Annotated in this window: 20 protein-coding genes and 12 tRNA genes; 27 read left to right on the forward strand and 5 right to left on the reverse strand. The window is 65.4% G+C overall.

Translation table 11 applies throughout. The features are described from left to right. Positions 1–27 precede the first annotated feature (27 nt). Entirely contained in the window at positions 28–1674 is a 1647-nt protein-coding gene (locus ACZ75I_RS04215; RefSeq protein ID WP_065197179.1) for a M48 family metalloprotease, read from the reverse strand. A gap of 142 nt (positions 1675–1816) precedes the next feature. On the opposite strand from ACZ75I_RS04215, the gene grxC reads away from it, so the two are divergent. The 5 genes from grxC to ACZ75I_RS04240 all read left to right on the forward strand — a co-directional run bounded on the left by grxC (position 1817) and on the right by ACZ75I_RS04240 (position 5734). Beyond that, a complete protein-coding gene (gene grxC / locus ACZ75I_RS04220; protein WP_004154541.1) occupies positions 1817–2107 on the forward strand; it encodes a glutaredoxin 3 in 291 nt (96 codons plus the stop codon). After that, entirely contained in the window at positions 2104–2496 is a 393-nt protein-coding gene (locus ACZ75I_RS04225; RefSeq protein WP_004154542.1) for a carboxymuconolactone decarboxylase family protein, read from the forward strand. The genes grxC and ACZ75I_RS04225 overlap by 4 nt, the downstream gene beginning before the upstream one ends. Before the next feature lie 321 nt (positions 2497–2817). Further along, the gene (locus tag ACZ75I_RS04230) at positions 2818–3822 is read left to right on the forward strand and encodes an isocitrate dehydrogenase (RefSeq protein WP_180868759.1); all 1005 of its coding nucleotides are present in this window, start codon (positions 2818–2820) and stop codon (positions 3820–3822) included. A 206-nt stretch (positions 3823–4028) separates the two neighbouring features. After that, positions 4029–4772 carry a cysteine hydrolase family protein gene (locus ACZ75I_RS04235; RefSeq protein ID WP_346477207.1) on the forward strand — a complete coding sequence of 248 codons (744 nt, stop codon included), beginning with the start codon at positions 4029–4031 and terminating at the stop codon, positions 4770–4772. A gap of 53 nt (positions 4773–4825) precedes the next feature. Then, positions 4826–5734 carry a LysR family transcriptional regulator gene (locus tag ACZ75I_RS04240; RefSeq protein ID WP_180868760.1) on the forward strand — a complete coding sequence of 303 codons (909 nt, stop codon included), beginning with the start codon at positions 4826–4828 and terminating at the stop codon, positions 5732–5734. 81 nt (positions 5735–5815) lie between these two features. Here the strand turns inward: ACZ75I_RS04240 and ACZ75I_RS04245 are convergent, their stop codons facing one another. Beyond that, entirely contained in the window at positions 5816–6574 is a 759-nt protein-coding gene (locus tag ACZ75I_RS04245; protein WP_072168268.1) for a Bax inhibitor-1/YccA family protein, read from the reverse strand. Between the two features lie 180 nt (positions 6575–6754). Between ACZ75I_RS04245 and ACZ75I_RS04250 the strand changes: the two genes are divergently transcribed. The 18 genes from ACZ75I_RS04250 (at position 6755) to ACZ75I_RS04335 (ending at position 17958) form a co-directional block, all read left to right on the forward strand. Beyond that, positions 6755–6831 (forward strand) — tRNA-Pro (locus ACZ75I_RS04250). Positions 6832–6870: 39 nt separating this feature from the next. Beyond that, positions 6871–6947: transfer RNA gene (locus ACZ75I_RS04255), tRNA-Arg, on the forward strand. Positions 6948–7119: 172 nt separating this feature from the next. After that, positions 7120–7196, forward strand: a tRNA-His gene (locus ACZ75I_RS04260). 79 nt (positions 7197–7275) lie between these two features. After that, positions 7276–7351 (forward strand) — tRNA-Lys (locus ACZ75I_RS04265). Positions 7352–7549: 198 nt separating this feature from the next. Further along, positions 7550–7625: transfer RNA gene (locus ACZ75I_RS04270), tRNA-Lys, on the forward strand. A 224-nt stretch (positions 7626–7849) separates the two neighbouring features. Further along, positions 7850–8215, forward strand: coding sequence for a peroxisomal membrane protein PEX16 (locus tag ACZ75I_RS04275; RefSeq protein ID WP_180868761.1), 366 nt, complete (start codon positions 7850–7852; stop codon positions 8213–8215). A gap of 136 nt (positions 8216–8351) precedes the next feature. Continuing rightward, a tRNA-Leu gene (locus ACZ75I_RS04280) sits at positions 8352–8436 on the forward strand. Positions 8437–8625: 189 nt separating this feature from the next. Beyond that, entirely contained in the window at positions 8626–9921 is a 1296-nt protein-coding gene (gene tig, locus ACZ75I_RS04285) for a trigger factor (protein WP_005415468.1), read from the forward strand. A 76-nt stretch (positions 9922–9997) separates the two neighbouring features. Continuing rightward, positions 9998–10624: an ATP-dependent Clp endopeptidase proteolytic subunit ClpP gene (gene clpP / locus ACZ75I_RS04290; protein WP_004146318.1), complete on the forward strand. Its 627-nt coding sequence runs from the start codon at positions 9998–10000 to the stop codon at positions 10622–10624. Between the two features lie 126 nt (positions 10625–10750). Then, positions 10751–12040, forward strand: a complete 1290-nt coding sequence (gene clpX / locus ACZ75I_RS04295) for an ATP-dependent Clp protease ATP-binding subunit ClpX (protein ID WP_472958734.1) — start codon at positions 10751–10753, stop codon at positions 12038–12040. Positions 12041–12183: 143 nt separating this feature from the next. After that, a complete protein-coding gene (gene lon / locus ACZ75I_RS04300; protein WP_072168264.1) occupies positions 12184–14634 on the forward strand; it encodes an endopeptidase La in 2451 nt (816 codons plus the stop codon). A 219-nt stretch (positions 14635–14853) separates the two neighbouring features. After that, positions 14854–15126: an HU family DNA-binding protein gene (locus ACZ75I_RS04305; protein ID WP_005408270.1), complete on the forward strand. Its 273-nt coding sequence runs from the start codon at positions 14854–14856 to the stop codon at positions 15124–15126. 11 nt (positions 15127–15137) lie between these two features. Next, positions 15138–15212: transfer RNA gene (locus ACZ75I_RS04310), tRNA-Val, on the forward strand. A 26-nt stretch (positions 15213–15238) separates the two neighbouring features. Continuing rightward, positions 15239–15315, forward strand: a tRNA-Asp gene (locus tag ACZ75I_RS04315). An 82-nt stretch (positions 15316–15397) separates the two neighbouring features. After that, positions 15398–15474: transfer RNA gene (locus ACZ75I_RS04320), tRNA-Asp, on the forward strand. Between the two features lie 87 nt (positions 15475–15561). Beyond that, a tRNA-Asp gene (locus ACZ75I_RS04325) sits at positions 15562–15638 on the forward strand. 106 nt (positions 15639–15744) lie between these two features. Then, a tRNA-Asp gene (locus ACZ75I_RS04330) sits at positions 15745–15821 on the forward strand. Positions 15822–16002: 181 nt separating this feature from the next. Then, positions 16003–17958: a peptidyl-prolyl cis-trans isomerase gene (locus tag ACZ75I_RS04335; RefSeq protein ID WP_134972211.1), complete on the forward strand. Its 1956-nt coding sequence runs from the start codon at positions 16003–16005 to the stop codon at positions 17956–17958. Positions 17959–18139: 181 nt separating this feature from the next. Here ACZ75I_RS04335 and ACZ75I_RS04340 read toward each other — a convergent pair whose 3' ends face one another. Continuing rightward, positions 18140–19342 (reverse strand): lytic transglycosylase domain-containing protein, encoded by a 1203-nt coding sequence (locus ACZ75I_RS04340; protein ID WP_472958735.1) that lies wholly within the window; start codon positions 19340–19342, stop codon positions 18140–18142. After that, positions 19339–20103 carry a hydroxyacylglutathione hydrolase gene (gloB, locus tag ACZ75I_RS04345; protein WP_472958736.1) on the reverse strand — a complete coding sequence of 255 codons (765 nt, stop codon included), beginning with the start codon at positions 20101–20103 and terminating at the stop codon, positions 19339–19341. Before gloB ends, ACZ75I_RS04340 begins: the two co-directional genes overlap by 4 nt. Positions 20104–20114: 11 nt before the next feature. Here gloB and ACZ75I_RS04350 point away from each other — a divergent pair, with 11 nt between their 5' ends. From ACZ75I_RS04350 to dnaQ, 3 genes are read left to right on the forward strand one after another with little or no spacing between them, the layout of a single operon-like run. Continuing rightward, on the forward strand, positions 20115–20759 hold the full coding sequence (locus tag ACZ75I_RS04350; protein WP_061479955.1) for a methyltransferase domain-containing protein: 645 nt from the start codon (positions 20115–20117) through the stop codon (positions 20757–20759). Between the two features lie 12 nt (positions 20760–20771). Further along, positions 20772–21224, forward strand: coding sequence for a ribonuclease HI (gene rnhA / locus ACZ75I_RS04355; protein ID WP_472958737.1), 453 nt, complete (start codon positions 20772–20774; stop codon positions 21222–21224). A 4-nt stretch (positions 21225–21228) separates the two neighbouring features. Next, positions 21229–21960 (forward strand): DNA polymerase III subunit epsilon, encoded by a 732-nt coding sequence (dnaQ, locus tag ACZ75I_RS04360; protein WP_005415480.1) that lies wholly within the window; start codon positions 21229–21231, stop codon positions 21958–21960. A 62-nt stretch (positions 21961–22022) separates the two neighbouring features. On the opposite strand, the gene ACZ75I_RS04365 is transcribed toward dnaQ, so the two are convergent. Then, the gene (locus ACZ75I_RS04365; RefSeq protein ID WP_061479956.1) at positions 22023–22727 is read right to left on the reverse strand and encodes a PP2C family protein-serine/threonine phosphatase; all 705 of its coding nucleotides are present in this window, start codon (positions 22725–22727) and stop codon (positions 22023–22025) included. 165 nt (positions 22728–22892) lie between these two features. Between ACZ75I_RS04365 and ACZ75I_RS04370 the strand changes: the two genes are divergently transcribed. Next, positions 22893–22983: transfer RNA gene (locus ACZ75I_RS04370), tRNA-Ser, on the forward strand. Positions 22984–23161: the final 178 nt, after the last annotated feature.

Consider the following 23161-nt stretch of genomic DNA (forward strand, 5'->3'; position numbering starts at 1 on the left):
GATTGCCATCGGCCGGTCATGCGGTGCTCAGCGACGGTCCAGATCCGGGTCCTGCACGCCCTGCCGGCGCAGTTCCAGCACCGTCGGGGTGATCGATTCGATGCGCGCGTCAACCCGCGCGCGGCCGATGTAATCCAGCGCCGGGTTGCGCTTGAGCGCCTGCAGCTGCATCAGCGCCTGTTCTGGCCGCCCGCTGAGGAAGGCGGCCTCGGCATAGGCCTCGCTGGCGCGCACGCTGTCGCCAGCCAACTCACTGGCGCGGGCGAAACGCTGCTGGAAGACCGGATCGTTACCACTTTGCGACAGCAGGGGGCGCAGCATCGCCTGCGCACGCTGGCCGGCTTCGCGGCTGCCTTGTTCGTTCAGGATCTCGGCATAGGTCAGTGCCACCGGGCGGCTGTTGGGGTGTTCGCGCAACAATTGCTCGAAGCGGCTGTTGGCCTGGGCCGCCTGGCCTGCGCGCGACTCCGCCTCGCCCAGGCCCAGCGCCAGCCACAGGTTGCCGGGGTGGGTCTGCAGCAGGCCGGCCAGGGTCTGCCGGGCCTGGCCGGCACCGGCACGGCCACCGCGCATCACCGCCAGCGCCTGGCCGTAGCGCTGCGCATCGTTGAGGCCGTCCTTCTGCCGCTTGGCCAGGTCGGCGTACTCGCGCTCCAGCTCGGGGGTGGAGTCCGCGCTGAGCACGCGCAGGCGCTCACGCGCCCACTCGAAGTCACCGCTGGCGCCACGGTTGAGCTGGCCGATCGGCAGGCGCAGCACACTGCCGGGCAGCAGCGGGTTGTTGCCGCGCAGCAGCGGCTCGCCCAGGCTGGGATCGGCCGGGTCCACCCGCTCCTTGCGCTCGCCGGTGGGGGTGCTGGTGGTGAGAAGCACCGTATCCTTCTTCATCTGCTGGGCGCGGGACTTGGCCTCGCTGATGCGGGTGATGTTGACCGGGTGGGTGCGCAGGAACTCGGGCACGCTGTAGCCGCCTTCGTTGCCGCGCATGGCTGCCGACATCCGCTCGAAGAAGCCGGCCATGGCATCCACGTCGTAGCCGCTGCGCGACAGGGTGCGGATGCCGAGGCGGTCGGCCTCGGACTCGTTGGAGCGGGTGTAGTTGATCTGCCGCTGCTGCATCAGGCCCATGCCCGAGCTGATCGCCGCCATCGTCGCGTTGCCGGACGACGTGCTGTTGCTGGCCTGGGCGGCCACTACCGCCGCCAGCATGCCCAGCAGGATCGGGATCTGGTCGCGCTGGGCGCGCTCGACACCGCGCAGCACGTGCTGCTGGGTGACGTGGGCGATTTCGTGGGACAGCACCGCAGCAACCTCGTCCTCGCGCTCGGCGGTCAGCACCAGTCCGGCATTGACCCCGATGTAGCCGCCCAGCGTGGCGAACGCGTTGATCTGGCGGTCGTTCATCACGAAGAAGGTGTACGGCTGCCGCGGCTGGTCACTGTTGGAGCCGAGCCGGGTACCCATGGTCTGCAGCCAGTCGTTGACCAGCGGATCTTCCAGCAGGTAGCCGTAGTTGCGCAGCTCGCGCAGCATCATCGCGCCGTACTCGGCCTGGCGGGCCGGGGTCAGCAGCTCGCCGGCCGAAGAGCCGATGTCGGGCAGCTTCTCCTGGGCCTGGGCCAGCGGCATGGCCAGGGCCAGGGTGACGGCGGTAGTCAGCAGCAGGGCTCGCAAGCAGAAGGTCCTCGGGCGGGGCGCGCCAAGCGTGGCAGGGCGGGGGGCAACCATTCGTTAATCCACAGTGTTGCGGCCGTGGCGTGGAAATTCCAGCGCACCGGTACCATATGTAGACCGTCGATCCATCGTGGAGTTTCCCGTGACAGCCCAGACCGCCGGCGGTGCCCCCGCCATCACCATCTATTCCACTGCCGTCTGCCCGTACTGCGTGGCCGCCAAGAACTTCCTGAAGAGCAAGGGCCAGCAGTGGACCGAGGTCCGCATCGACCTGGACCCGGCCGAGCGCGAGAAGATGATGGCGCTGACCCGCCGCACCAGCGTGCCGCAGATCTTCGTCGGCGACGTCCATGTCGGCGGCTACGACGACATGATGGCCCTGCACCGTGAAGGCAAGCTCGAGCCGCTGCTGGCCGGGCAGGGCCAGGCATGAGCGCGGCCGACGACGGCAGCAAGGACCGCATCGCCGAGTTCACCGAGTTCCGCAAGCGCATGAACGAGCGCATCCTGGGCGAACCGAACCAGGTGGTGCGCCGCTTCTTCGCGCTGGATACGCAGACCTACCAGGCCGGCGCGCTGGACGTGAAGACCAAGGAGCTGCTGGGCCTGGTGGCCTCGATGGTGCTGCGCTGCGACGACTGCATCAGCTACCACGTGGCCCAGTGCAAGGACGCCGGGGTGACCCGTGAGGAGTTCTTCGAGACCTTCTCGGTCGGCCTGGTGGTGGGCGGCTCCATCGTGATCCCGCACCTGCGCCGCGCGGTCGACTTCCTCGACCAGCTCGAAGGCGGCGCCGCCGCGCCAGCCGCGCACGAGCACTGAGGGTCGTGCCGGCCAGCGGCCGGCATCCCCTGAACCCGACATGGCCGGGGTTGCCGGCCAGCGGCCGGCACTACCGGGCCGGCGAGGGGGCCTGTCCCGCGATCCAACAGCCCAGGAGCCCCTTCTTGTTGAAGGGGCGCGCCGACAGGCGGGGGTAGAGGAGGGATGCGCGGGCAATTCTGCCTGAGCCGGGGACTGGGACCATGGTCTATTTGGGACCTCGGCCCCGGCTCAGGCATAATTGCCGGTGAAACTTCCTTTGCGCCGGCGTTTCCGGGCACGTCCGGACGGCGTTTTTCCCCCTGTTCGGAACATCGATCAATGACGCAGAAAATTACGGTCATCCGCGGCGACGGCATTGGCCCGGAAATCATGGACGCCACCCTGTTCGTGCTCGACCAGCTCAGGACTGGCCTGGAGTACGAAGACGCCGACGCCGGCCTGGTGGCCCTGGAAAAGCACGGCGACCTGATGCCGGCGGTTACCCTGGAATCGATCGCGCGCAACAAGGTCGCGCTGAAGAGCCCGCTGACCACCCCGGTCGGTGGTGGCTTCACCTCGATCAACGTCAGCCTGCGACGTCATTTCGACCTGTACGCCAACGTGCGTCCGGCCCACACCTTCCCGAACACCAAGTCGCGTTTCGACAACGTCGACCTGATCACCGTCCGTGAGAACACCGAAGGTGCCTACCTGGCCGAAGGCCAGGAAGTGTCGGCCGATGGCGAGACCGCCTTCTCCGGCACCCGCATCACCCGCAAGGGCTCCGAGCGCATCGTGCGCTACGCCTTCGAGCTGGCCAAGAGCACCGGCCGCAAGAAGGTCACCGCCGTGCACAAGGCCAACATCATCAAGTCGACCTCGGGCCTGTTCCTGAATGTCGCCCGTGAAGTCGCCGCGCAGTACCCGGACATCGAGTTCCAGGAAATGATCGTCGACAACTGCTGCATGCAGCTGGTGATGCGCCCGGAACAGTTCGATGTGATCGTCACCACGAACCTGTTCGGCGACATCATCTCCGACCTGTGCGCCGGCCTGGTCGGCGGCCTGGGCCTGGCTCCGGGCGCCAACATCGGTAAGGATGCGGCGATCTTCGAAGCCGTGCACGGCACCGCGCCGGACATCGCCGGCCAGGGCAAGGCCAATCCGTGCGCGCTGCTGCTGGCGGCCGCGCAGATGCTGGACCACATCGGCCAGCCGGAAAACGCCGAGCGCCTGCGCAAGGCCATCGTGGCGACCATGGAAGCCAAGGATTCGCTGACCGGCGACCTGGGTGGCACCGGCACCACCATGAGCTTTGCCAAGGCAATTGCCAGCCGCCTGTAAGCGGCCGGCCGACCTCGGTCGGATCCACAGCGGGGCGCCTTCGGGTGCCCCGTTGCGTTTTTCCGCCTCTGTAGAGTCGAGCATGGCTCGACTCTACAGAGGCGGTCTGTGCTGATATCGCACAGATCATGTGCTGTTACACGGCTGGTTCGTGCACCATCCGCTCCGCATCCTGTGCCCACTTCCCAACGCACCGGAGCTTGAACATGAACCTCACCGCCTTCGGCCTGGCCAGCTTGATCGGCATGACAGCCACCATCCCGGTGGCTGCTGCCGAGCCGGCCCATCCCACCATCCGCCATATGGCGGGTGCGCCGGTCGCGACCTCGCTGGATGCGGCGAAGACTGCCGTGCTGGTGATCGACTTCCAGAACGAGTACTTCGATGCCAAGGCCGTACCGGGCTTTGCGGGTGGCCGCATGGTCATTCCCGATGGCGTGGCCGCACTGCGCCAGGCCAGGCGGGTAGTCGAATTCGCCGATGCCCACGGCATCCGCGTGATCCATGTCCAGCACGTGCTGCCGGCCGGCGCACCCCTGTTCGCGCAGGGCAGCGTCAATGCCGCCTTCCATCGCGACCTGCAGCCGCGCCAGGGCGAGACCGTGGTGCAGAAGGACAATGTCAGCGTGTTCGCCGGCGCGTCCGCAGCCGTGCTCGACCCGATGCTGAAGAATGCCGGTATCGATACCCTGATCGTCACTGGCCTGCAGACCCATGCCTGTGTGGCCGGTGCCGCGCGCGACGCAGCGGCCGCACCACGTGGCTACCGGGTGATCGTCTCGTCCGATGCCAGCGCCAGCCGTGACCTGGATCTGGCCGGCGGCCGTCGCATCGATCATCGCGCGCTGCATGAGGCCTCGCTGGCGCAGATCGAAGACGCCTTCGGCGATGTCATGAGCACCGACGCGATCCTGGCGCTGCCGGTACGCAAGGCCGGTGACGGCGCTTGATAAGCTGGCGGGGCCCGCATGCCGTGGGCCCCGCCACGTGGAGCTGCCCGCCGATGGATCACTTCGCCGCCCTGCGCGCGCTGCGCGCCATCGTTGACGCGGGCAGTTTCACTGCGGCCGCCGAGCGCCTGGGGACCACCCACTCGGCGATGTCGCGGCAGCTGCGGCAGCTGGAAGAACACCTGCAGGTACGCCTGCTCGATCGCAACAGCCGTCGGCTGTCGTTGACCGAGGCCGGGCGCGATTACTACCGCGAGGCGGCAACGCTGCTGGACCGCCTGCAGGAGGCGGACGATCGTGCCCGCGCCGGGCAGGCGCAACCCAGTGGCAGGGTGCGGATCAGCGTGCCGCAGGTAGTGGCCAGCCAGGAACTGCCGCATTGGCTGCCCTCGTTCCTGCAGCGTTACCCGCAGGTCACGCTGGACCTGTCGGCGGATGATCAGCTGGTCGATGTGGTGGGCGGTGGTTTCGACCTGGCGCTGCGCATTGCAGCTTCATTGCCGGACAGCCAGCTGGTCGCGCGCGAGCTGGCCAGCTGCCCGCGCATCCTGGTCGCCGCACCGGCCTACCTGGCGCGCCATGGCCTGCCACGGCACGCAGCGGATCTGGAGCAGCACACGCTGCTGGGTTTCAGTCCCACGCCGTCAATGCCGCCCTGGCGGTTGCAGGGGCCGCGCGGCGCCAGCGTGAGCGTTGAAGCCGGGCAGCGCCTGCGCGTGGATGCCACGCCTGCGCTGTACGCCGCCGCGCTGGCCGGAATGGGCATCAGCCTGTTCACCGCGTTGACGGTGCAGGAGGACCTGCGCGCCGGTCGTCTGATCCGCGTGCTGCCGGCCTGGAATGCCGGCCAGCGGCGCTACTTCGCGTTGTACCCGCATGCACGTGCGCTCGCGCCCAAGGTGCGCGCGCTGGTCGAGCACCTTGCGGCGCACTACGCTGCACAGGCCGGCGTGGCTGGCTAGCCGGGAAATGCAGCAGCCACGCGTTACAAAGAGAAAAGGGCGCCCCGAAGGCGCCCTTTGTCGTTTATGGCTCTGTCCGGTTCAGCGCTGCTGGATCTTCGACAGCAGGCGCAGGAACTCCACATACAGCCAGACCAAGGTCACCATCAGGCCGAATGCGCCATACCACTCCATGTACTTCGGCGCGCGCTGGGCGACGCCGGACTCGATGAAATCGAAGTCCAGCACCAGGTTCAGCGCGGCCACAACCACCACGAACAGGCTGAAGGCAATGCCCAGCCAGCTGGAGTCGTGGATCACCGGCACGTTGATGTTGAAGAAGCCCAGCACGAACGAGGCCAGGTAGAGCAGGGCGATGCCGCCGGTGGCGGCGACCACGCCCATCTTGAAGTTCTCGGTGGCCTTGATCAGGCCGCTGCGGTATGCGAACAGCAGGGCGGCCAGGGTGCCGAAGGTCAGCAGCACCGCCTGGAACACGATGCCCGGATACTTCATGTTGAACAGGGCCGACACGGCGCCCAGGAACAGGCCTTCGACCAGCGCGTACATCGGCGCGGTGACCGGCGACCATTCCTTCTTGAAGATGGTGATCAGTGCCAGCACCAGGCCGCCAATCGCGCCGCCGATGGCGTACAGGCTCGCGCTGCCGGAAATCTGGCCGTACTCGTCGACCGCCTGGCTCCAGGCGAACGCCGCGGTCAGCACGGTCAACAGCAGCAGGATGCCGGTCTTGTTGGCGGTGCCATTGAGGGTCATGACCTGGTCGGGGCTGGTCACTACCGAGCCACTGGCGAGGTCGAGGAAAGTCGACTCGGAAAGAGCCGGGTTGCCGCTGCGCATGCGTGTTCTCCGTGCGAATGAAGGTCGGGACGGCCATCCGGCCGATGGGCGTGAGCATAGCCGATGACTGCTTTCGGCGTTGTGGCAGGCCCGGGATCTGTGCATCCTTCGTTGACAGTTCCCAACGCGCTTGGCGACAATGACCAACTCCCCGGGCCCAACCCGAGGGGATTGCAAGACCGGGGTATAGCGCAGTCTGGTAGCGCGCCTGCTTTGGGAGCAGGATGTCGGGGGTTCGAATCCCTCTACCCCGACCAATCCCACGCCACGTCGGATTGGACACCGTTCCGGTTCGGGCGCCCGTAGCTCAACTGGATAGAGCACCGGCCTTCTAAGCCGGCGGTTACAGGTTCGATTCCTGTCGGGCGCGCCATTGGCGAGCGCCGGGATCGCATCGACGGATGTGAAGAAGTGCTTGCAAAAGCGCAAGGACTCCACCAGAATATCGGACTCGCTTCGGCGGACCGCAACTTCGGTGACAGTCCCCAGGCAATGTTCAAGGTTCCGGCGTCAGTGGTATCGGCGATGGGGCGAAAGTTTCAGTGGTGGCTGTAGCTCAGTTGGTTAGAGTACCGGATTGTGATTCCGGTGGTCGGGGGTTCGAATCCCCTCAGCCACCCCACTGATTCAACCGCATCGGCGCAGCCGAAACGGTATTGCAATAAACAGAAAGCACGCTACAATGTGCGTCTGAGTTTCACGGGCCGTTAGCTCAGTTGGTAGAGCAGTTGACTCTTAATCAATAGGTCCAAGGTTCGAATCCTTGACGGCCCACCAAGACAGAAGCCACCTGGTACGCCAGGTGGCTTTTTTCTTATAGGTGTGACTCCCATCGTTCCGATGGATCACGCGTTGCAGAACCCGTTCGGCGTGGATCTGCAGCAGGAGCGGGGCCCGCAGTGCTGGTTTCAACCACGTTGAAAAAAGTGCTTGCACCCACCGAGCGGATCGGGTCATAATTCGCGCCCCGATTTCGGGCTGTTAGCTCAGTTGGTAGAGCAGTTGACTCTTAATCAATAGGTCCAAGGTTCGAATCCTTGACAGCCCACCAGACGAAAGCCACTTGGTTCGCCAAGTGGCTTTTTTCTTGCCTGTTCGCTGGGGGGGGGGCATTTCATCCGCGCATGGCGTGGATCGACTGAAGCAATGCTGAAATCAGGGTCATACGCGTCATCAGTGTTATCAATGCTGTGCGCTGCATCTCACCGCATCGCATCCTGCATCGCACCCAATGGATCTTCCGCGCCGACGGCGCATGCACGAAGGAAGATGTTGATGGCTCAAATCAATCGATTGCACCGCACGCTGTGGGTTTCCTTCGCGTTGCTGGCACTGGCGGCCTGCGCGCCCGCCGACGATCCCGCGCAGACTGTCGAACGCGATGCTGGCACTGAAAGTGCTCCTGCGCGCCTGGTCGGTGAGGCCATGCAGATGCAGCCGGCTCAGCCGGCAGAGCGGGAGGCCCTGCCCGATGCGGTGGACGTGCAGCGCAATGCGGATGGTTCGGTGGATGTGCGCAAGGCGCCGGAGCCGGCGGCCCTGCGGCGCACCGGCGACGGGGGCGTGGAGATCCGCAAGGTGGATCCTGCAGCCGGGCAGGGTGCCGATACGGCGTCGGCCAAGGCCAGGCCGCAGCAGTGAACCCCGCCACCCCGGATGAGCTTGCGCTCGCCGGGGTGGTTCAACGCGCGGGCTGCGCGCAATTGCCATGTTCAGTTTTGTGCAGGCCTTCCGCTTCCCGCCATCGCCTGCGACAATGAACACCTGCGCCGGCCACGCGAAAGTGGCGGAATTGGTAGACGCCCTGGATTTAGGTTCCAGTGCCGCAAGGCGTGGGGGTTCGAGTCCCCCCTTTCGCACCAGTGCCGGCCTGTCCCCGCCCTGATCGGGCCATCTGCGCCCCCTTGACCGGCACGCGCTGGCAGTGCAAGCCGAATTGGGCGAAACTAAAGGGCTGCGGCAAGCAGGCGCGTCCCAGACGTCGCGTCCTTACAACCGTTTCATCCCAATCATCGAGCCGGGGGCCTGGGCCACCGGTGGCAGGAGTCAACATGCAAGCTTCGATCGAATCCACCGGCAACCTGGAACGCCGCCTGAGCTTCTCGCTGCCGGAAGAGCGTCTGCAGAGCCACATCGTCGGCCGCCTCGGCGAAATCGCCCGTACCACCCGCATCAAGGGCTTCCGCCCGGGCAAGGTGCCGGCCAAGGTGATTGAGCAGCGCTTCGGCGCGCAGGTCCGTGGCGAGGCGCTGGACGGCCTGCTGCGCGAAACCTTCGATGCGGCCGTGCGCGAGCACGACCTGCGCATCGTCGGCAGCCCGCGCATCGACAAGGGCGACGAGGGTGAGTTCTCCTTCGTGGCCACCGTGGAAGTGGTGCCGGACTTCGGCGACATCGACGTCAGCAAGCTGACCGTCGTGCGCCATACCGCCGAGATCACCGACGCCGACATCGACCAGATGATCGAGAACCTGCAGAACCAGCGTCGTACCTGGGCCCCGGTCAGCCGTGGCGCGCAGGACGGTGACCTGGTCGCGGTGGAAACCTGGTCGCAGGCCGGCGAAGAGCGCCTGCCGGCCGAGGGCACCGAAAAGGGTTCGATCGTACTCGGCCAGGGCATGATGTTCGACACCATCGAGAAGGGCCTGGTCGGCCTGGCCAAGGGCGAAGAGAAGACCCTGGACGTCGAGTTCCCGGCTGACTGGCGCGTGCCGGTGCTGGCCGGCAAGACCGTGCAGGTCACCGTCAAGGTCACCGAGGTCTCCGAGCCGGTCGTGCCGGCGGTCGACGAAGCCTTCATCAAGAGCTTCGGCGTGAAGGGCGGCGATGTGGAGCAGTTCCGCAGCGACATCCGCGCCAACCTGGAGCGCGAGCTGAAGGGTGCGTTGATGAACCGCCTGCGCCGCGAAGTGGGCGAGCAGCTGATCGCGGCCTACTCCTCGGTCGAAATGCCGCCGCGCCTGGTCGAGAACGAAGCCCGCGCCATGCTGGCCCAGCAGGTTGAGCAGCTGCGTCGCAACGGCCAGAACGTCGGCGAGATCCCGGCCGATGCCCACGAAGGCTTCAAGGACGCTGCCGCCAAGCGCGTGCTGGTCGGCCTGCTGGTCGGTGAAGTGGCCCGCATCAACGACCTGCGCCTGGAAGCCAAGCGCCTGAATGAAACGATGCGTCTGATCGCTTCGACCTACGAAGAGCCGGAGCAGGTCATTGAGATGTACCGCAACGACCCCCAGTTGATGTCTGGCCTGCAGAACCGTGTGATGGAAGAGCAGGTGATCGACTGGATCGCCGAGCGTGCCCAGCACACCGAAGAGAAGCTGTCGTTCCAGGACGCGATCCGCCAGTAAGCCCGGGCGGATCACCGGATGCCCCGCGCCTTTGCCGGCGCGGGGTTGTTGCCCCCCAAGATAGGTACCTCACGTAATGGACAACCGAACCAAAGCCCTGAACCTGGTTCCGATGGTGGTCGAGCAGACCAGCCGCGGCGAGCGTGCCTACGACATCTATTCGCGCCTGTTGAAGGAGCGCCTGATCTTCCTCGTGGGCCCGATCGACGATCACATGGCCAACGTGGTGGTGGCGCAGTTGCTGTTCCTGGAATCGGAAAACCCGGAAAAGGACATCAACATCTACATCAACTCGCCGGGTGGCGTGGTCACCGCCGGCATGGCGATCTACGACACCATGCAGTACATCAAGCCGAATGTGAGCACTACCTGCATCGGCCAGGCCGCCTCGATGGGCGCCCTGCTGCTGGCCGCGGGCGAAGCCGGCAAGCGCTATGCGCTGCCGAACTCGCGCGTGATGATCCATCAGCCGCTGGGTGGCTACCAGGGCCAGGCCACCGACATCGACATCCACGCGCGCGAGATCCTGACCCTGCGTTCGCGCCTGAACGAGGTGCTGGCCAAGCACACCGGCCAGTCGCTGGAGACGATCGCCCGTGACACCGAGCGCGACAACTTCAAGAGCGCCTTCGAGGCGCAGGCCTACGGTCTGGTCGACCAGGTCCTGGAGCGTCGTCCGGATGAGTCGATCCAGGCCGGTTGACCGGCCTTCACGGGGCCAGGGAGGCCTCGTTCCTGCAGGGTCGGGTGGGACTGGTGTCCCCTCGGCCCTGTGCTATTCTCGAATCGAACCCCCGTTCAGCGGGTGGGGTAACTGGGTAAGCGAAGCATGAGCGAAGACCGCCAAGGTCGTTCCACGGACACCGGCAAGATCCTCTACTGCTCTTTCTGCGGCAAGAGCCAGCATGAAGTGCGCAAGCTGATTGCGGGTCCGAGCGTGTTCATCTGCGATGAGTGCGTGGAGCTGTGCAACGACATCATCCGTGAGGAACTTGAGGAAAAGGCGCAGTCGGCGCGCAGTTCGCTGCCCAAGCCGCGCGAGATCCTCGAGGTCCTCGACCAGTACGTGATCGGCCAGAACCGTGCCAAGCGCACGCTGGCAGTGGCCGTGTACAACCACTACAAGCGCATCGAGAGCCGGCAGAAGAACGACGACGTCGAACTGGCGAAGTCGAACATCCTGCTGGTCGGCCCGACCGGTTCGGGCAAGACGCTGCTGGCCGAGACCCTGGCCCGCCTGCTCAACGTGCCGTTCACCATGGCCGACGCCACCACGCTGACCGAAGCGGGTTACGTGGGCGAGGACGTGGAGAACATCATCCAGAAGCTGCTGCAGAAGTGCGACTACGACGTCGAGAAGGCGCAGCAGGGCATCGTCTACATCGATGAAATCGACAAGATCTCGCGCAAGAGCGAGAACCCGTCGATTACCCGCGATGTGTCCGGCGAAGGCGTGCAGCAGGCCCTGCTGAAGCTGATCGAAGGTACTGTGGCCAGCGTTCCGCCGCAGGGCGGCCGCAAGCACCCGCAGCAGGAATTCCTGCAGGTGGACACCAAGAACATCCTGTTCATCTGCGGCGGCGCGTTCGCCGGGCTGGACAAGGTGATCCAGGCGCGTTCCACCGACGTCGGCAGCATCGGCTTCGGCGCCAAGGTGAAGAGCAGCGAGCGCAAGCAGGAAGTGGGCAAGGTGCTGGCGGAAGTCGAGCCGGAAGACCTGATCAAGTTCGGCCTGATTCCCGAGTTCGTCGGCCGCCTGCCGGTGGTCGCGACCCTGGAGGAGCTGGACGAGCCGGCCCTGATCAAGATCCTGACCGAGCCGAAGAACGCCATCACCAAGCAGTTCAAGAAGCTGTTCGAGATGGAAAACGTGGAACTGGAGTTCCGTCCGGACGCGTTGTCGGCCATCGCCAAGAAGGCGCTCAAGCGCAAGACTGGCGCCCGTGGCCTGCGCACCATCGTCGAATCGGTCCTGCTGGACACCATGTATGACCTGCCGTCGCAGGAGAACGTCAGCAAGGTGGTCGTGGACGAATCGGTGATCGAGCACAAGTCCGAGCCGTACCTGATCTACCAGACCCCGGCCGCCCCTGAACAGAAGGCCGCAGGCGCCGAGTGATCCTTCCAGGTTGTTGATTGGAAAGGATTTTAAAGGAATGCCTTGCATCTGAAAGCCGATGGCCCCATAACGGGGCCATCGGCTTTTTTTGTCTCCGGAAGATGCCCTCCCGGAGGCGGTTTTCCCCCTTCCCTGGAGCCCCCATGGCCCGTTCCCCAAGTGAAACCCTCGACCTGCCGGTCCTGCCGCTGCGCGACGTAGTGGTGTTCCCGCACATGGTCATCCCGCTGTTCGTCGGCCGTGACAAGTCCATGCACGCGCTCGAACAGGCAATGGAGGCGGACAAGCGCATCCTGCTGCTGGCGCAGAAGTCGGCCGAGACCGACGACCCGCATGCGGCCGACCTCTACCAGGTCGGTACGCTGGCGCAGGTGCTGCAGCTGCTGAAGCTGCCCGACGGCACCATCAAGGTGCTGGTTGAAGGCCTGTCGCGCGTGCAGGTCACCCACGTCGACGAGCGCGACGGCTCGCTGCATGGCCAGGCCGTGGAGATCGACGCCACCGACGAGCGCGAGGCGCGCGAGGTCGAGGCGATTGCCCGCTCGCTGATGTCGCTGTTCGAGCAGTACGTGAAGACCAACCGCAAGCTGCCGCCGGAGCTGCTGCAGACGCTGTCGGGCATCGATGAGCCGGCGCGCCTGGCCGACACCATCGCTGCGCACATCAGCGTGCGCCTGGCCGACAAGCAGCGCCTGCTGGAAACGCTGGCCGTCGGTGACCGCCTGGAGATGCTGGTCGGGCTGGTCGACGGCGAGATCGACGTGCAGCAGATGGAGAAGCGCATCCGCGGCCGCGTGAAGTCGCAGATGGAGAAGAGCCAGCGCGAGTACTACCTCAACGAACAGATGAAGGCCATCCAGAAGGAACTGGGTGACCTGGACGACGCGCCGGGCGAGCTGGAAGAACTGGCCCGCAAGATTGCCGAGGCCGGCATGCCGAAGGCGGTTGAAGCCAAGGCGCGCAATGAACTGAACAAGCTCAAGCAGATGTCGCCGATGTCGGCCGAAGCCGCCGTCGTGCGCAACTACCTGGAGTGGCTGCTGGGCGTGCCGTGGAAGAAGCGCAGCAAGGTGCGCAAGGACCTGAAGGTCGCGCAGGATACGCTCGATGCTGACCACTACGGCCTGGAGAAGGTCAAGGAGCGCATTCTTGAATACCTGGCGGTGCAGTCGCGCGTGAAGCAGATGAAAGGCCCGATCCTGTGCCTGGTCGGGCCGCCGGGCGTGGGCAAGACCTCGCTGGGCCAGTCGATTGCCAAGGCCACCAACCGCAAGTTCGTGCGCATGTCGCTGGGCGGCGTGCGCGACGAGGCCGAAATCCGTGGCCACCGCCGTACCTACGTCGGTTCCATGCCGGGCCGCATCGTGCAGAACCTCAACAAGGTCGGCAGCAAGAACCCGCTGTTCGTGCTCGACGAGATCGACAAGATGTCGATGGACTTCCGTGGCGATCCGTCTTCGGCGCTGCTGGAAGTGCTCGATCCGGAGCAGAACAACGCATTCAACGACCACTACCTGGAAGTGGACCTGGACCTGTCCGAAGTGATGTTCGTGGCCACCTCGAACTCGCTCAACATTCCCGGCCCGCTGCTGGACCGCATGGAAGTGATCCGCATCCCCGGCTACACCGAGGACGAGAAGCTCAACATCGCGACCCGCTACCTGGTGCCGAAGCAGGTCAAGGCCAACGGCCTGCAGCCGGAAGAACTGGAAATCGGCAGTGACGCCATCCAGGACATCGTGCGGTACTACACGCGCGAATCGGGCGTGCGCAACCTGGAACGCGAGATCGCCAAGATCTGCCGCAAGGTGGTGAAGGAGATCGCGCTGGCCGGCCCGCAGCCGGTGAAGGCGAAGAAGGGTGCGAAGAAGCCCAAGGCGCTGGTCAATGTGTCCAGCAAGAACCTGGACAAGTACCTGGGCGTGCGTCGCTTCGACTTCGGCCGTGCCGAGGAAGAGAATGAAATCGGCCTGGTCACCGGCCTGGCCTGGACCGAAGTCGGTGGCGACCTGCTGCAGATCGAATCGACCCTGGTGCCGGGCAAGGGCCAGCTGATCCTTACCGGCCAGCTCGGCAACGTGATGAAGGAATCGGCGTCGGCCGCGCTGTCGGTGGTGCGTTCGCGCGCCGTGGGCTTTGGCATCGACAGCGACTTCCTGCAGAAGCACGACGTGCACCTGCACGTGCCCGATGGCGCCACGCCGAAGGATGGCCCGAGTGCCGGCGCGGCGATGGTCACCTCGCTGGTGTCGATGCTGACCAAGGTGCCGGTGCGCGCCGACGTGGCGATGACCGGCGAGATCACCCTGCGTGGTCGCGTCACTGCCATCGGTGGCCTGAAGGAGAAGCTGCTGGCCGCACTGCGTGGCGGCATCCGCACGGTCATCATCCCGGAAGAGAACCGCAAGGACCTGGCCGACATCCCGGCCAACGTCACCCGCGATCTGAAGATCGTGCCGGTGAAGTACATCGAAGAAGTCCTGGACCTGGCGCTGGAGCGTCCGTTGGCACCGAAGAAGGCGCGCAAGAGTGCGCAGCGTGTCACGGTGCGCAGCAAGGCCAAACCGAGTGGAAACGCGCGCGTCAAGCATTGACGCGCGCTGTCCAATGGCCCGAAACCCGCGTCGTTGCTGGCTTTCCAGCTTGCGTGGGGGTAGGGCCACTGGTATAAAAGCAGCACTCGCGAATGAGTGGTCGCAGTCTGGTGATCGCTGGATTCGGCGAACCGTTTCCACATGGCGGCCGCATGCAGATGGCGTGCGGTTGCTTCCCTGTCGAATAAGCGGAACCCACCGCCAAAGGAGTTGTAGAGAATGAACAAGACCGAATTGATCGATGCCGTTGCTGAAGCTGCCGACCTGACCAAGGCAGAGTCCAGCCGCGCTGTCGATGCCGTCGTTGCTGCCATCACCAAGGCGCTGAAGGACGGCGATGCGGTCACCCTGGTTGGCTTCGGTACCTTCCAGGTCCGCGACCGTGCTGCCCGCACCGGCCGCAACCCGAAGACCGGCGACACCATCAAGATCGCTGCTTCGAAGAATCCGTCGTTCAAGGCTGGCAAGGCCCTGAAGGATGCTGTAAACTAAGCGGCTCGCTGGGGTGCTTAGCTCAGCGGTAGAGCGTCTCCTTTACACGGAGAGGGTCGGGGGTTCGAAACCCTCAGCACCCACCACAGCACCGCGGTAAAAGTTTGAGTGTGGAGCGGTAGTTCAGCTGGTTAGAATGCTGGCCTGTCACGCCGGAGGTCGCGGGTTCGAGTCCCGTCCGCTCCGCCATTCAACGAGGCCTCCGGCCAAAAGCTGGAGGCTTTGTTTTCTCCCCGGTCCAGGCCGGCTGAAAGCAAAAAGGTAACAACGCGGAGCGGTAGTTCAGCTGGTTAGAATGCTGGCCTGTCACGCCGGAGGTCGCGGGTTCGAGTCCCGTCCGCTCCGCCATTACATCCAGGCCCCCGGTTCAAGGCTGGGGGCCTTGTCTTCTCACCGAGAGGTACGGGAGGAAGGCGAAAAAGTCTTTGCAAGAACGGAGCGGTAGTTCAGCTGGTTAGAATGCTGGCCTGTCACGCCGGAGGTCGCGGGTTCGAGTCCCGTCCGCTCCGCCATTGCAGACTTCTTAAGTCCCTGTGAAAAAACTTTGAAAAAAGTGTTCATCGGGCTGGGTTTCCAGAGAGTCTTCGGATATACTGGGCACCTGCAAAGTTCAAGCGCGGAGCGGTAGTTCAGCTGGTTAGAATGCTGGCCTGTCACGCCGGAGGTCGCGGGTTCGAGTCCCGTCCGCTCCGCCAACTCTAAAAGCCCTCGGCGCAAGCCGGGGGCTTTTTCTTTGCGCCAGGATGGAGTTGGCCGATGCACTGATGATGCGTGCCTGCGCAAGTGGGCGCAGGCCGCGTCAGTGCTGCTTTTGGTCCCTGCGGCGAAGCGGGTTACACTGCCGGGCTCGCCAATCAGGCCTTGTGATTCCTCACCATGCTGCAGAAACTCCGCGACAAGACCTCAGGCTGGATCGTCACCGTGATCCTGGGGCTGCTGATGATTCCGTTCCTGTTCGTGATCGACAACAGCTACCTCGGTGGCGTTGGCGCACAGAACGTGGCCAAGGTTTCCGCACCGCCTACCTGGTGGCGTTCGGCGCCGTCGTGGTGGCCGGTGCGCATGCTGTGGCAGCACCATGAGATCAGCTCGCAGGATTTCCGCACGCGTTTCGAGCAGGAGCGCATGCGTGAGCGCCAGCAGCAGGGCGACAACTTCGACCCGCGCGCGTTCGAGAGCACCGAGAACAAGATGGCCGTGCTCGATCAGCTGATCGACGAACAGGTCGTGCGCCTGGTCGGTGAACAGGCGGGCGTGGTGATCGGCGATGGCGCGGTGCGCGAGTACATCGCGACCATGCCGGCGTTCCTCGATTCGAACGGCAAGTTCAACGAGAACAACTACCGCCTGGCATTGGCCGGTGGCAATCCGCCGCGTACCCCGACCCAGTTCCAGGAACTGGTGCGTGAGAGCCTGCAGCAGTCGGTGATCCCATCGGGCCTGCAGAGCTCCGGCTTCGTCACCCAGGCCGAGACCGAGCGCCTGTTGAAGCTGCTGGGCGAAACCCGCGACGTCGAGCTGGCCGCGTTGCCGCCCGTACCGGCCGATACCGCGCCGGTCACCGATGATCAGATCAAGAAGTGGTACGACAGCCACGGCAAGGATTTCCGCCAGGCCGAGAGCGTGTCGCTGGAGTACGTCGAGATCAACGGTGCGAACCTGCCGGCACCGACCCCGGCCGATGAAGCGACCCTGCGCAAGCGCTATGAAGAGGAAAAGGCAAAGTTCACCTCGCCGGAGCAGCGCCAGGCCTCGCACATCCTGATCACCGGTGACGGCGCCGAAGCCAAGGCGAACAGGATCGCTGCCGAAGCCAAGGCGGCCGGTGCCGACTTCGCTGCGCTGGCCAAGGCCAATTCGGAAGATCCGGGCTCCAAGGACCAGGGCGGTGACCTGGGTTGGGTCGAGCGCGGTGCGATGGTCAAGCCGTTCGAGGACGCGCTGTTTGCGGCCAAGGCCGGTGACGTGATCGGCCCGGTCAAGACCGAGTTCGGTTACCACATCATCAAGGTGGCCGCTGTGCGCGGTGGCCAGGGCAAGTCGTTCGAGGAAGTGCGTGACACGCTGGCTGCCGAGCAGCTGAAGGCCGACGGCGAGCGCGGCTTCAACGAACTGGCCGGTCGCCTGGTCGATGCCATCAACAAGAGCCCGAGCGACCTGGCGGCCGCCGCCAAGGAAGTGAACCTGCCGCTGCAGACCCTGGGCCCGATCACCCGCGCGACCGCCAGCGGCATCGCCGCTGACCCGGCCGTGCTGCGTGCCGCCTTCTCCGACGTGCTGGTGCAGGACGGTACCGCCAGTGACCCGATCGCCCTGGGCGGCGCGACCAACCACAGCGTGGTCATCCGTGTGGCTGCACACACCCCGGAACAGGCCCTGCCGCTGGACAAGGCCCGCGAACAGGTGATCGCTGCGATCCGTGCTGATCGCCAGCGCCAGGCCAGCGACAAGGCGGCCGATGCCATCCTGGCCAAGCTGAAGGCGGGCGCCACCCTGCAGTCGCTGGCTGCCAGCGAGAAGCTGCAGCTGAGCCCGATGCCGGGCCTGCCGCGCAGCCAGCCGGTGCCGACCCCGGAAATCAACCGCGCGATCTTCAGTGCGCCGGTGCCGGCTGAAGGCAAGCCGAGCTATGGCAAGGTCGACGTCAATGGTCACGCGCTGCTGTTCGCGGTGAACAAGGTCAATCCGGGCGACATCAAGGAAGTGACCGCAGAGCAGCAGAAGCAGCTGAAGGAACAGCTGAGCCAGATCGACGGCATGGCCGCGGCCAAGGCCTACATCGAGGCGATGCGCAAGAAGTTCATGATCCAGACCACCGAAGCGAACCTGTAAGCCTCGCGGCGAGCAGATCGAAGAAGGCCCGGCATTGCCGGGCCTTTTTTTCGTGCGGGCGCTGCTGGAAATTGAATTGTAGAGCCGAGCCCATGCTCGGCTGGTCATGAACCCCGACAAGTCGCAGGCAAGAAAAAAGCCGAGCAGGGGCTCGGCTCTACAGGAGGGCTTGGCCTGCGCGTCAGTCTTCGACGCGCAGCACCGCACCCGGCTTCAGCACGCTGCTGCCGCTCAGGCCGTTCAGCGACAGAAGCGCCTTGACCGGCATGCCATAGCGGCGGGCGATGGTCCAGGCCGATTCACCATTACGCACGGTGTGGCGACGGCTGCGCGGACGATCGGCGATCGCGGCCACGGTCTTGGCGACCTGCGGCGCTGGCGAGGCGGCGGCAACAGGTACGCTACTGGCCACCAGCGCGGTGGCGGTGTCCGCCACGGTCGCGTTGGCGGCCGAGACCGGCGCCAGCACGCGGGTGGTGCCGGACGAGACGCGTCCACCGCCCGCCAGGGCGGGGTTGAGACGGACGATCCTGGCCGGGTCCAGTGCGCGCTGTGCGGCCCATTGCTGGACGCTGGTGCCGGCGGGCAGGGTGTGGTCCTTCAGTACAGGCACGGTGCGGTCCAGCGAGGCCATGACCCCTGGCTGGTCTTCCACGTCTTCCAGCACGCAGGCCAGGGCATGCAGCTTCTCGACGTAGGCATGGGTGACCGGCGACAGGCCGGGCAGCGCCGAGGGCTTGGCGTTCTGCGCGTTCATGCCGGCCTTTCGCATCGATTGCAGCACGCGGTACTCGCCGGCGTTGTAGGCCATGGTGGCCAGGCGCCAGTCACCGCCGAACATGCCGTGCAGGGTCTTCAGGTAGCGCACTGCGGCCTGGGTGGAATCGACCGCCGACAGGCGGCCGTCGTAGCCGTTGGCCATGGGCACGCGGTGATTGCGCGCTGTGGTGGCGATGAACTGCCACAGGCCGGTTGGGCCGCTGCCGTTGCGGGCATTGGGCCGGTAGCCGCTTTCCACGAAGGGAATCAGTGCGAACTCGGTGGGCAGGTTGGCCTTGCGCAGCTCTTCGACCACATAGCCGAACAGCACCAGTGCATCGTCATCCTGGTTGGCCAGGCGCGACGGGGCGTGGGCGAACTGCTTCTGCCAGCGCGGGCTGGTGGCCTCGGCATTGCAGGTGGGCTCGGCCAGGCCATCGCGGAAGCTGGAGAAGATCTCCTGGCCGTTGCGGACCGACGCGGCCGGCAACGCGGCCGGATCCAGCGGCAGGGCGGCGGCGGCGGTCAGGTTCTGGCCGATGCCAGCGCCCAGCGACTGGGCGCTGGCGGTTCCGGCCAGCCCCAGGATCAGGCCCAAGGCCAGCGGCAGACTTCGGCGCATCATGCGCGGAAGCCGTCTTTCCAGTGCCGGAGACCGGCCATCACGTCGACGTCGTCAACGACGTCACGGCCCAGGTGTGCCGACACCGACGCGCGGATCGGCGCAGTGTGCACACGCAGGAACGGATTGCAGTCGAATTCGTTGGCCAGGGTTACCGGCAGGGTGGAACGGTCATCGCGGCGCATGGCCAAAGCCTCCTCTTGGCGCTGCCTCAAGGCAGCGTTGGCGGGGTCGACATGCCGCGCGAAGACGGCATTTGACACGGTGTACTCATGAGCGCAACAAAGCAGCAGTTGCGCGGGCAAGGTACCCAGCTTGCGCATCGATGCCAGCAGCTGGGACGGCGTACCTTCGAACAGGCGTCCACAGCCCAGGCTGAACAACGAATCTCCGCTGAAAAGATGTTCAGCAGTGTGAAACGCGATGTGGCTGCGGGTATGCCCGGGCACGGATAGTACGTGGAACGCCCGGCCCAGTGCCTGAACGCGTTCACCTTCGCCGACCCGTTCGGTTGCCGTAGGGATGCGCTCCTCGGCGGGCGCGATCACCCGGACTCCGGGAAAACGTGCCTGCAGCACGGGCACGCCACCGATGTGGTCATCGTGATGATGGGTGAGCAGGATCGTGTCCACGCGCAGGCCCTGATCGGCGAGCGCAAGCACCGGCGCGGCATCGCCAGGATCGACGACCACGGCGGCGCCGTCGTCGTCGATCAACGTCCAGATGTAGTTGTCCGCAAATGCGGGCAGGGCAGTCAGTCGCATAGAATTGGACCATGCCCGCGCTGCAGAGCACCCGTCAAGCGAGCCAGACCCCGTGGTTCGACAGCGAACCGGCGGAAGCCCTGCGCGTTCTGGAGCGGCAACTGCTGCTGCCGCAGCTGTCGTTGCTGCCGGTGCAGCCCTGGCTGTGGATCGCGCCGAGTGCGGCATGGCTGGACGATGCGCAGCTTGGCGGGCGCGGCCTGCGCCTGTACCGGCAGGGGCACGGCTATGCCGGCGACACCCGCTGTGCGTTGCCGCTGCCGCTGGCCAATGAAAGCGTCAATGCGGTCGTGCTGCAGCATGTCACCGCAGCCGACGCTGATCGGTTGCTCGATGAGTGCGAGCGCGTGCTGATGCCGGGCGGCCACCTGTGGCTGAGCAGCCTCAACCCGTTCAGCCCTTACCGCACGCACTGGCGCCAGCACGGGCTGGTGGTGCGCACGCCGCAGCGGATCCGCCTGCTGCTCGGCCGCCACGGGCTGGAGTGCGACGATATGCGTTTCCTCGGCCCGCTCTGGCGCGGCGCCGGCAGCCGTCGCGCGGGCGGTTGGTCGCCACTGCGCGCGGCCTGCCTGTTCCATGCTGAAAAGCGAACGCTGGCCCTGCCCGGGCCGAAACCGTTGCCGGTGCGTTGGCACGGCACCGTTGCTACCTGATCTGGAGTTGTATTGAAAACCATTGAAATCCACACCGACGGTTCCTGCCTTGGCAATCCCGGCCCCGGCGGCTGGGCTGCGCTGCTGCGCTACAAGGGCCACGAGCGAGAACTGAGCGGCGGCGAAGCGCACACCACCAACAACCGGATGGAGCTGATGGCGGCCATTTCCGGTCTGGAAACGCTGACCGAGCCGTGCAACATCGTGCTCTACACCGATTCGCAGTATGTGCGGCAGGGGCTGACCCAATGGATGCCCGGCTGGATCCGCAAGAACTGGAAGACCGCCGGCGGCGACCCGGTGAAGAACCGCGAGCTGTGGGAGCGCCTGCATGCGGCGACGCTGCGGCACCAGATCGACTGGCGCTGGGTGAAGGGCCACTCCGGCGATCCGGACAATGAGCGGGTGGATACCCTGGCCCGCAACGCGGCCATCAAGATCCGCGACGCCAGCCCGGTAAACTGAGCCCATGCGTCAGATCATCCTCGATACCGAAACCACCGGCCTGGAGTGGAAGAAGGGCAACCGCATCGTCGAAATCGGCTGCGTGGAGCTGTTCAAGCGCCGCCCGACCGGCAACAACTACCACCAGTACATCAAGCCGGACTGCGAGTTCGAACAGGGCGCGCAGGAAGTCACCGGCCTGACCCTGGAGTTCCTGGCTGACAAGCCGGATTTCGCGCAGATCGCCGATGAATTCCTGGCCTTCATCGATGGCGCCGAGCTGATCATCCACAACGCGGCGTTCGACCTGGGCTTCCTCGACAACGAGCTGTCGTTGCTGGGCCCGCAGTATGGAAAGATCACCGATCGCTGCACGGTGATCGATACCCTGGTGATGGCGCGCGAGCGCTTCCCGGGCCAGCGCAATTCGCTGGATGCGCTGTGCAAGCGCCTGGGCGTGGACAATTCGCACCGTGCGCTGCATGGCGGCCTGCTCGACGCGCAGATCCTGGGTGACGTCTATATCGCGCTGACCTCGGGCCAGGAAGAGATCGGCTTCGGCATGGGCGACGATGACGGCGGTGGCGCCGGTGCCGCGCTGCAGGCCTTCGATACCAGCAAACTGCTGCCGCGCCCACGCGTGGTGGCCACCCCGTCTGAGCTGGAAGCGCACAGCGCGCGTCTGGAACGACTGCGCAAGAAGGCCGGCTACGCCTTGTGGGATGGCCCGAAGGTGGAAGAGCCCGCCAGCGCATAAACATCCACGCATGGCGTGGATCTACTGTAGAGCCGAGCCCATGCTCGGCTCATGCACCAGGTTCAGTGGCAGCGCACCAGGATGACGCTGATGTTGTCGCGGCCACCGCCGTCGAGCGCGGCGGCGACCAGCGTGTCCACGCATTCCTGCGCGCTGGCATCGTCGAAGGCGAGGGTGCGGGCGATGCTGCGGTCGTCCACTTCCTCGGTCAGGCCGTCACTGCACAGCAGCAGTTGCATGCCTGGGCGCAGCTCACCGCTGGTGGTGGCCACGTTCAGATGTGCAGGATCGGTCACGCCCAGCGCCTGGGTGACCACGTTGCGATGCGGATGCGCGCGTGCCTGCTCGGCCGTCAGGTTGCCCTGCGCGACCAGCTCCTGCACCACGCTGTGGTCCTGGCTGAGCTGAGCCAGCTGGCCATCGCGCCACAGATACGCACGGCTGTCGCCGACCCATGCCACTTCGTAGCGATTGCCCTGCACGCGTGCTGCGACCACGGTGGTGCCCATCGGCAGGGTGTCGTTGCGCCTGCGCGAGGCGCGGATGATCTCTTCGTCGGCGGTGCGGATGGCGTGGACCAGCGGCGCACCACGGCGGATCTCGCGCACGATGGTTTCGCGGGCCAGCGCGCTGGCCACCTCGCCGCAGGCGTGGCCGCCCATGCCATCGGCCACCAGCCACAGGGCCAGCTCGCTGTCACCGTAGTAGGTGTCTTCGTTGAGCTCGCGGCGCAGGCCGGGATGGGTGAGGTGTCCGAATTCGATCATGGTGTGCGGGGGCGGGGTATTGCTGGGGAGACAGGCATCATCAGGGGGCTGCAGGCATCCGGCAAGGCATGCACTCAGGAAATTTTCACTTCGTTGACCGGAATGGCTTGTCGCCGGCCTCACTTCCTCGTATGATGCGCGTCCCCGGTTCGCCGGGGACCACCCGGAGAGGTGGCAGAGTGGTTGAATGTACCTGACTCGAAATCAGGCAGGCGTTTATAGCGCCTCGGGGGTTCGAATCCCCCCCTCTCCGCCAGACAAAGAAGAAAGCCGCCCACTGGGCGGCTTTTTTCTTGGCCAACGTTCGGGAGATGCAGGCGGTTGTTGTAGTGATCGACACCCCTGATGCGAGGGGATGAGAACCCCCGACGGGGTTCGACGGTTCTGCAGGAGCAGAACCGGACAGCCGCAGGCTGGCCCTGGAGCGCGTAGCG

The sequence above is a fragment of the Stenotrophomonas sp. X genome, from assembly GCF_055721025.1.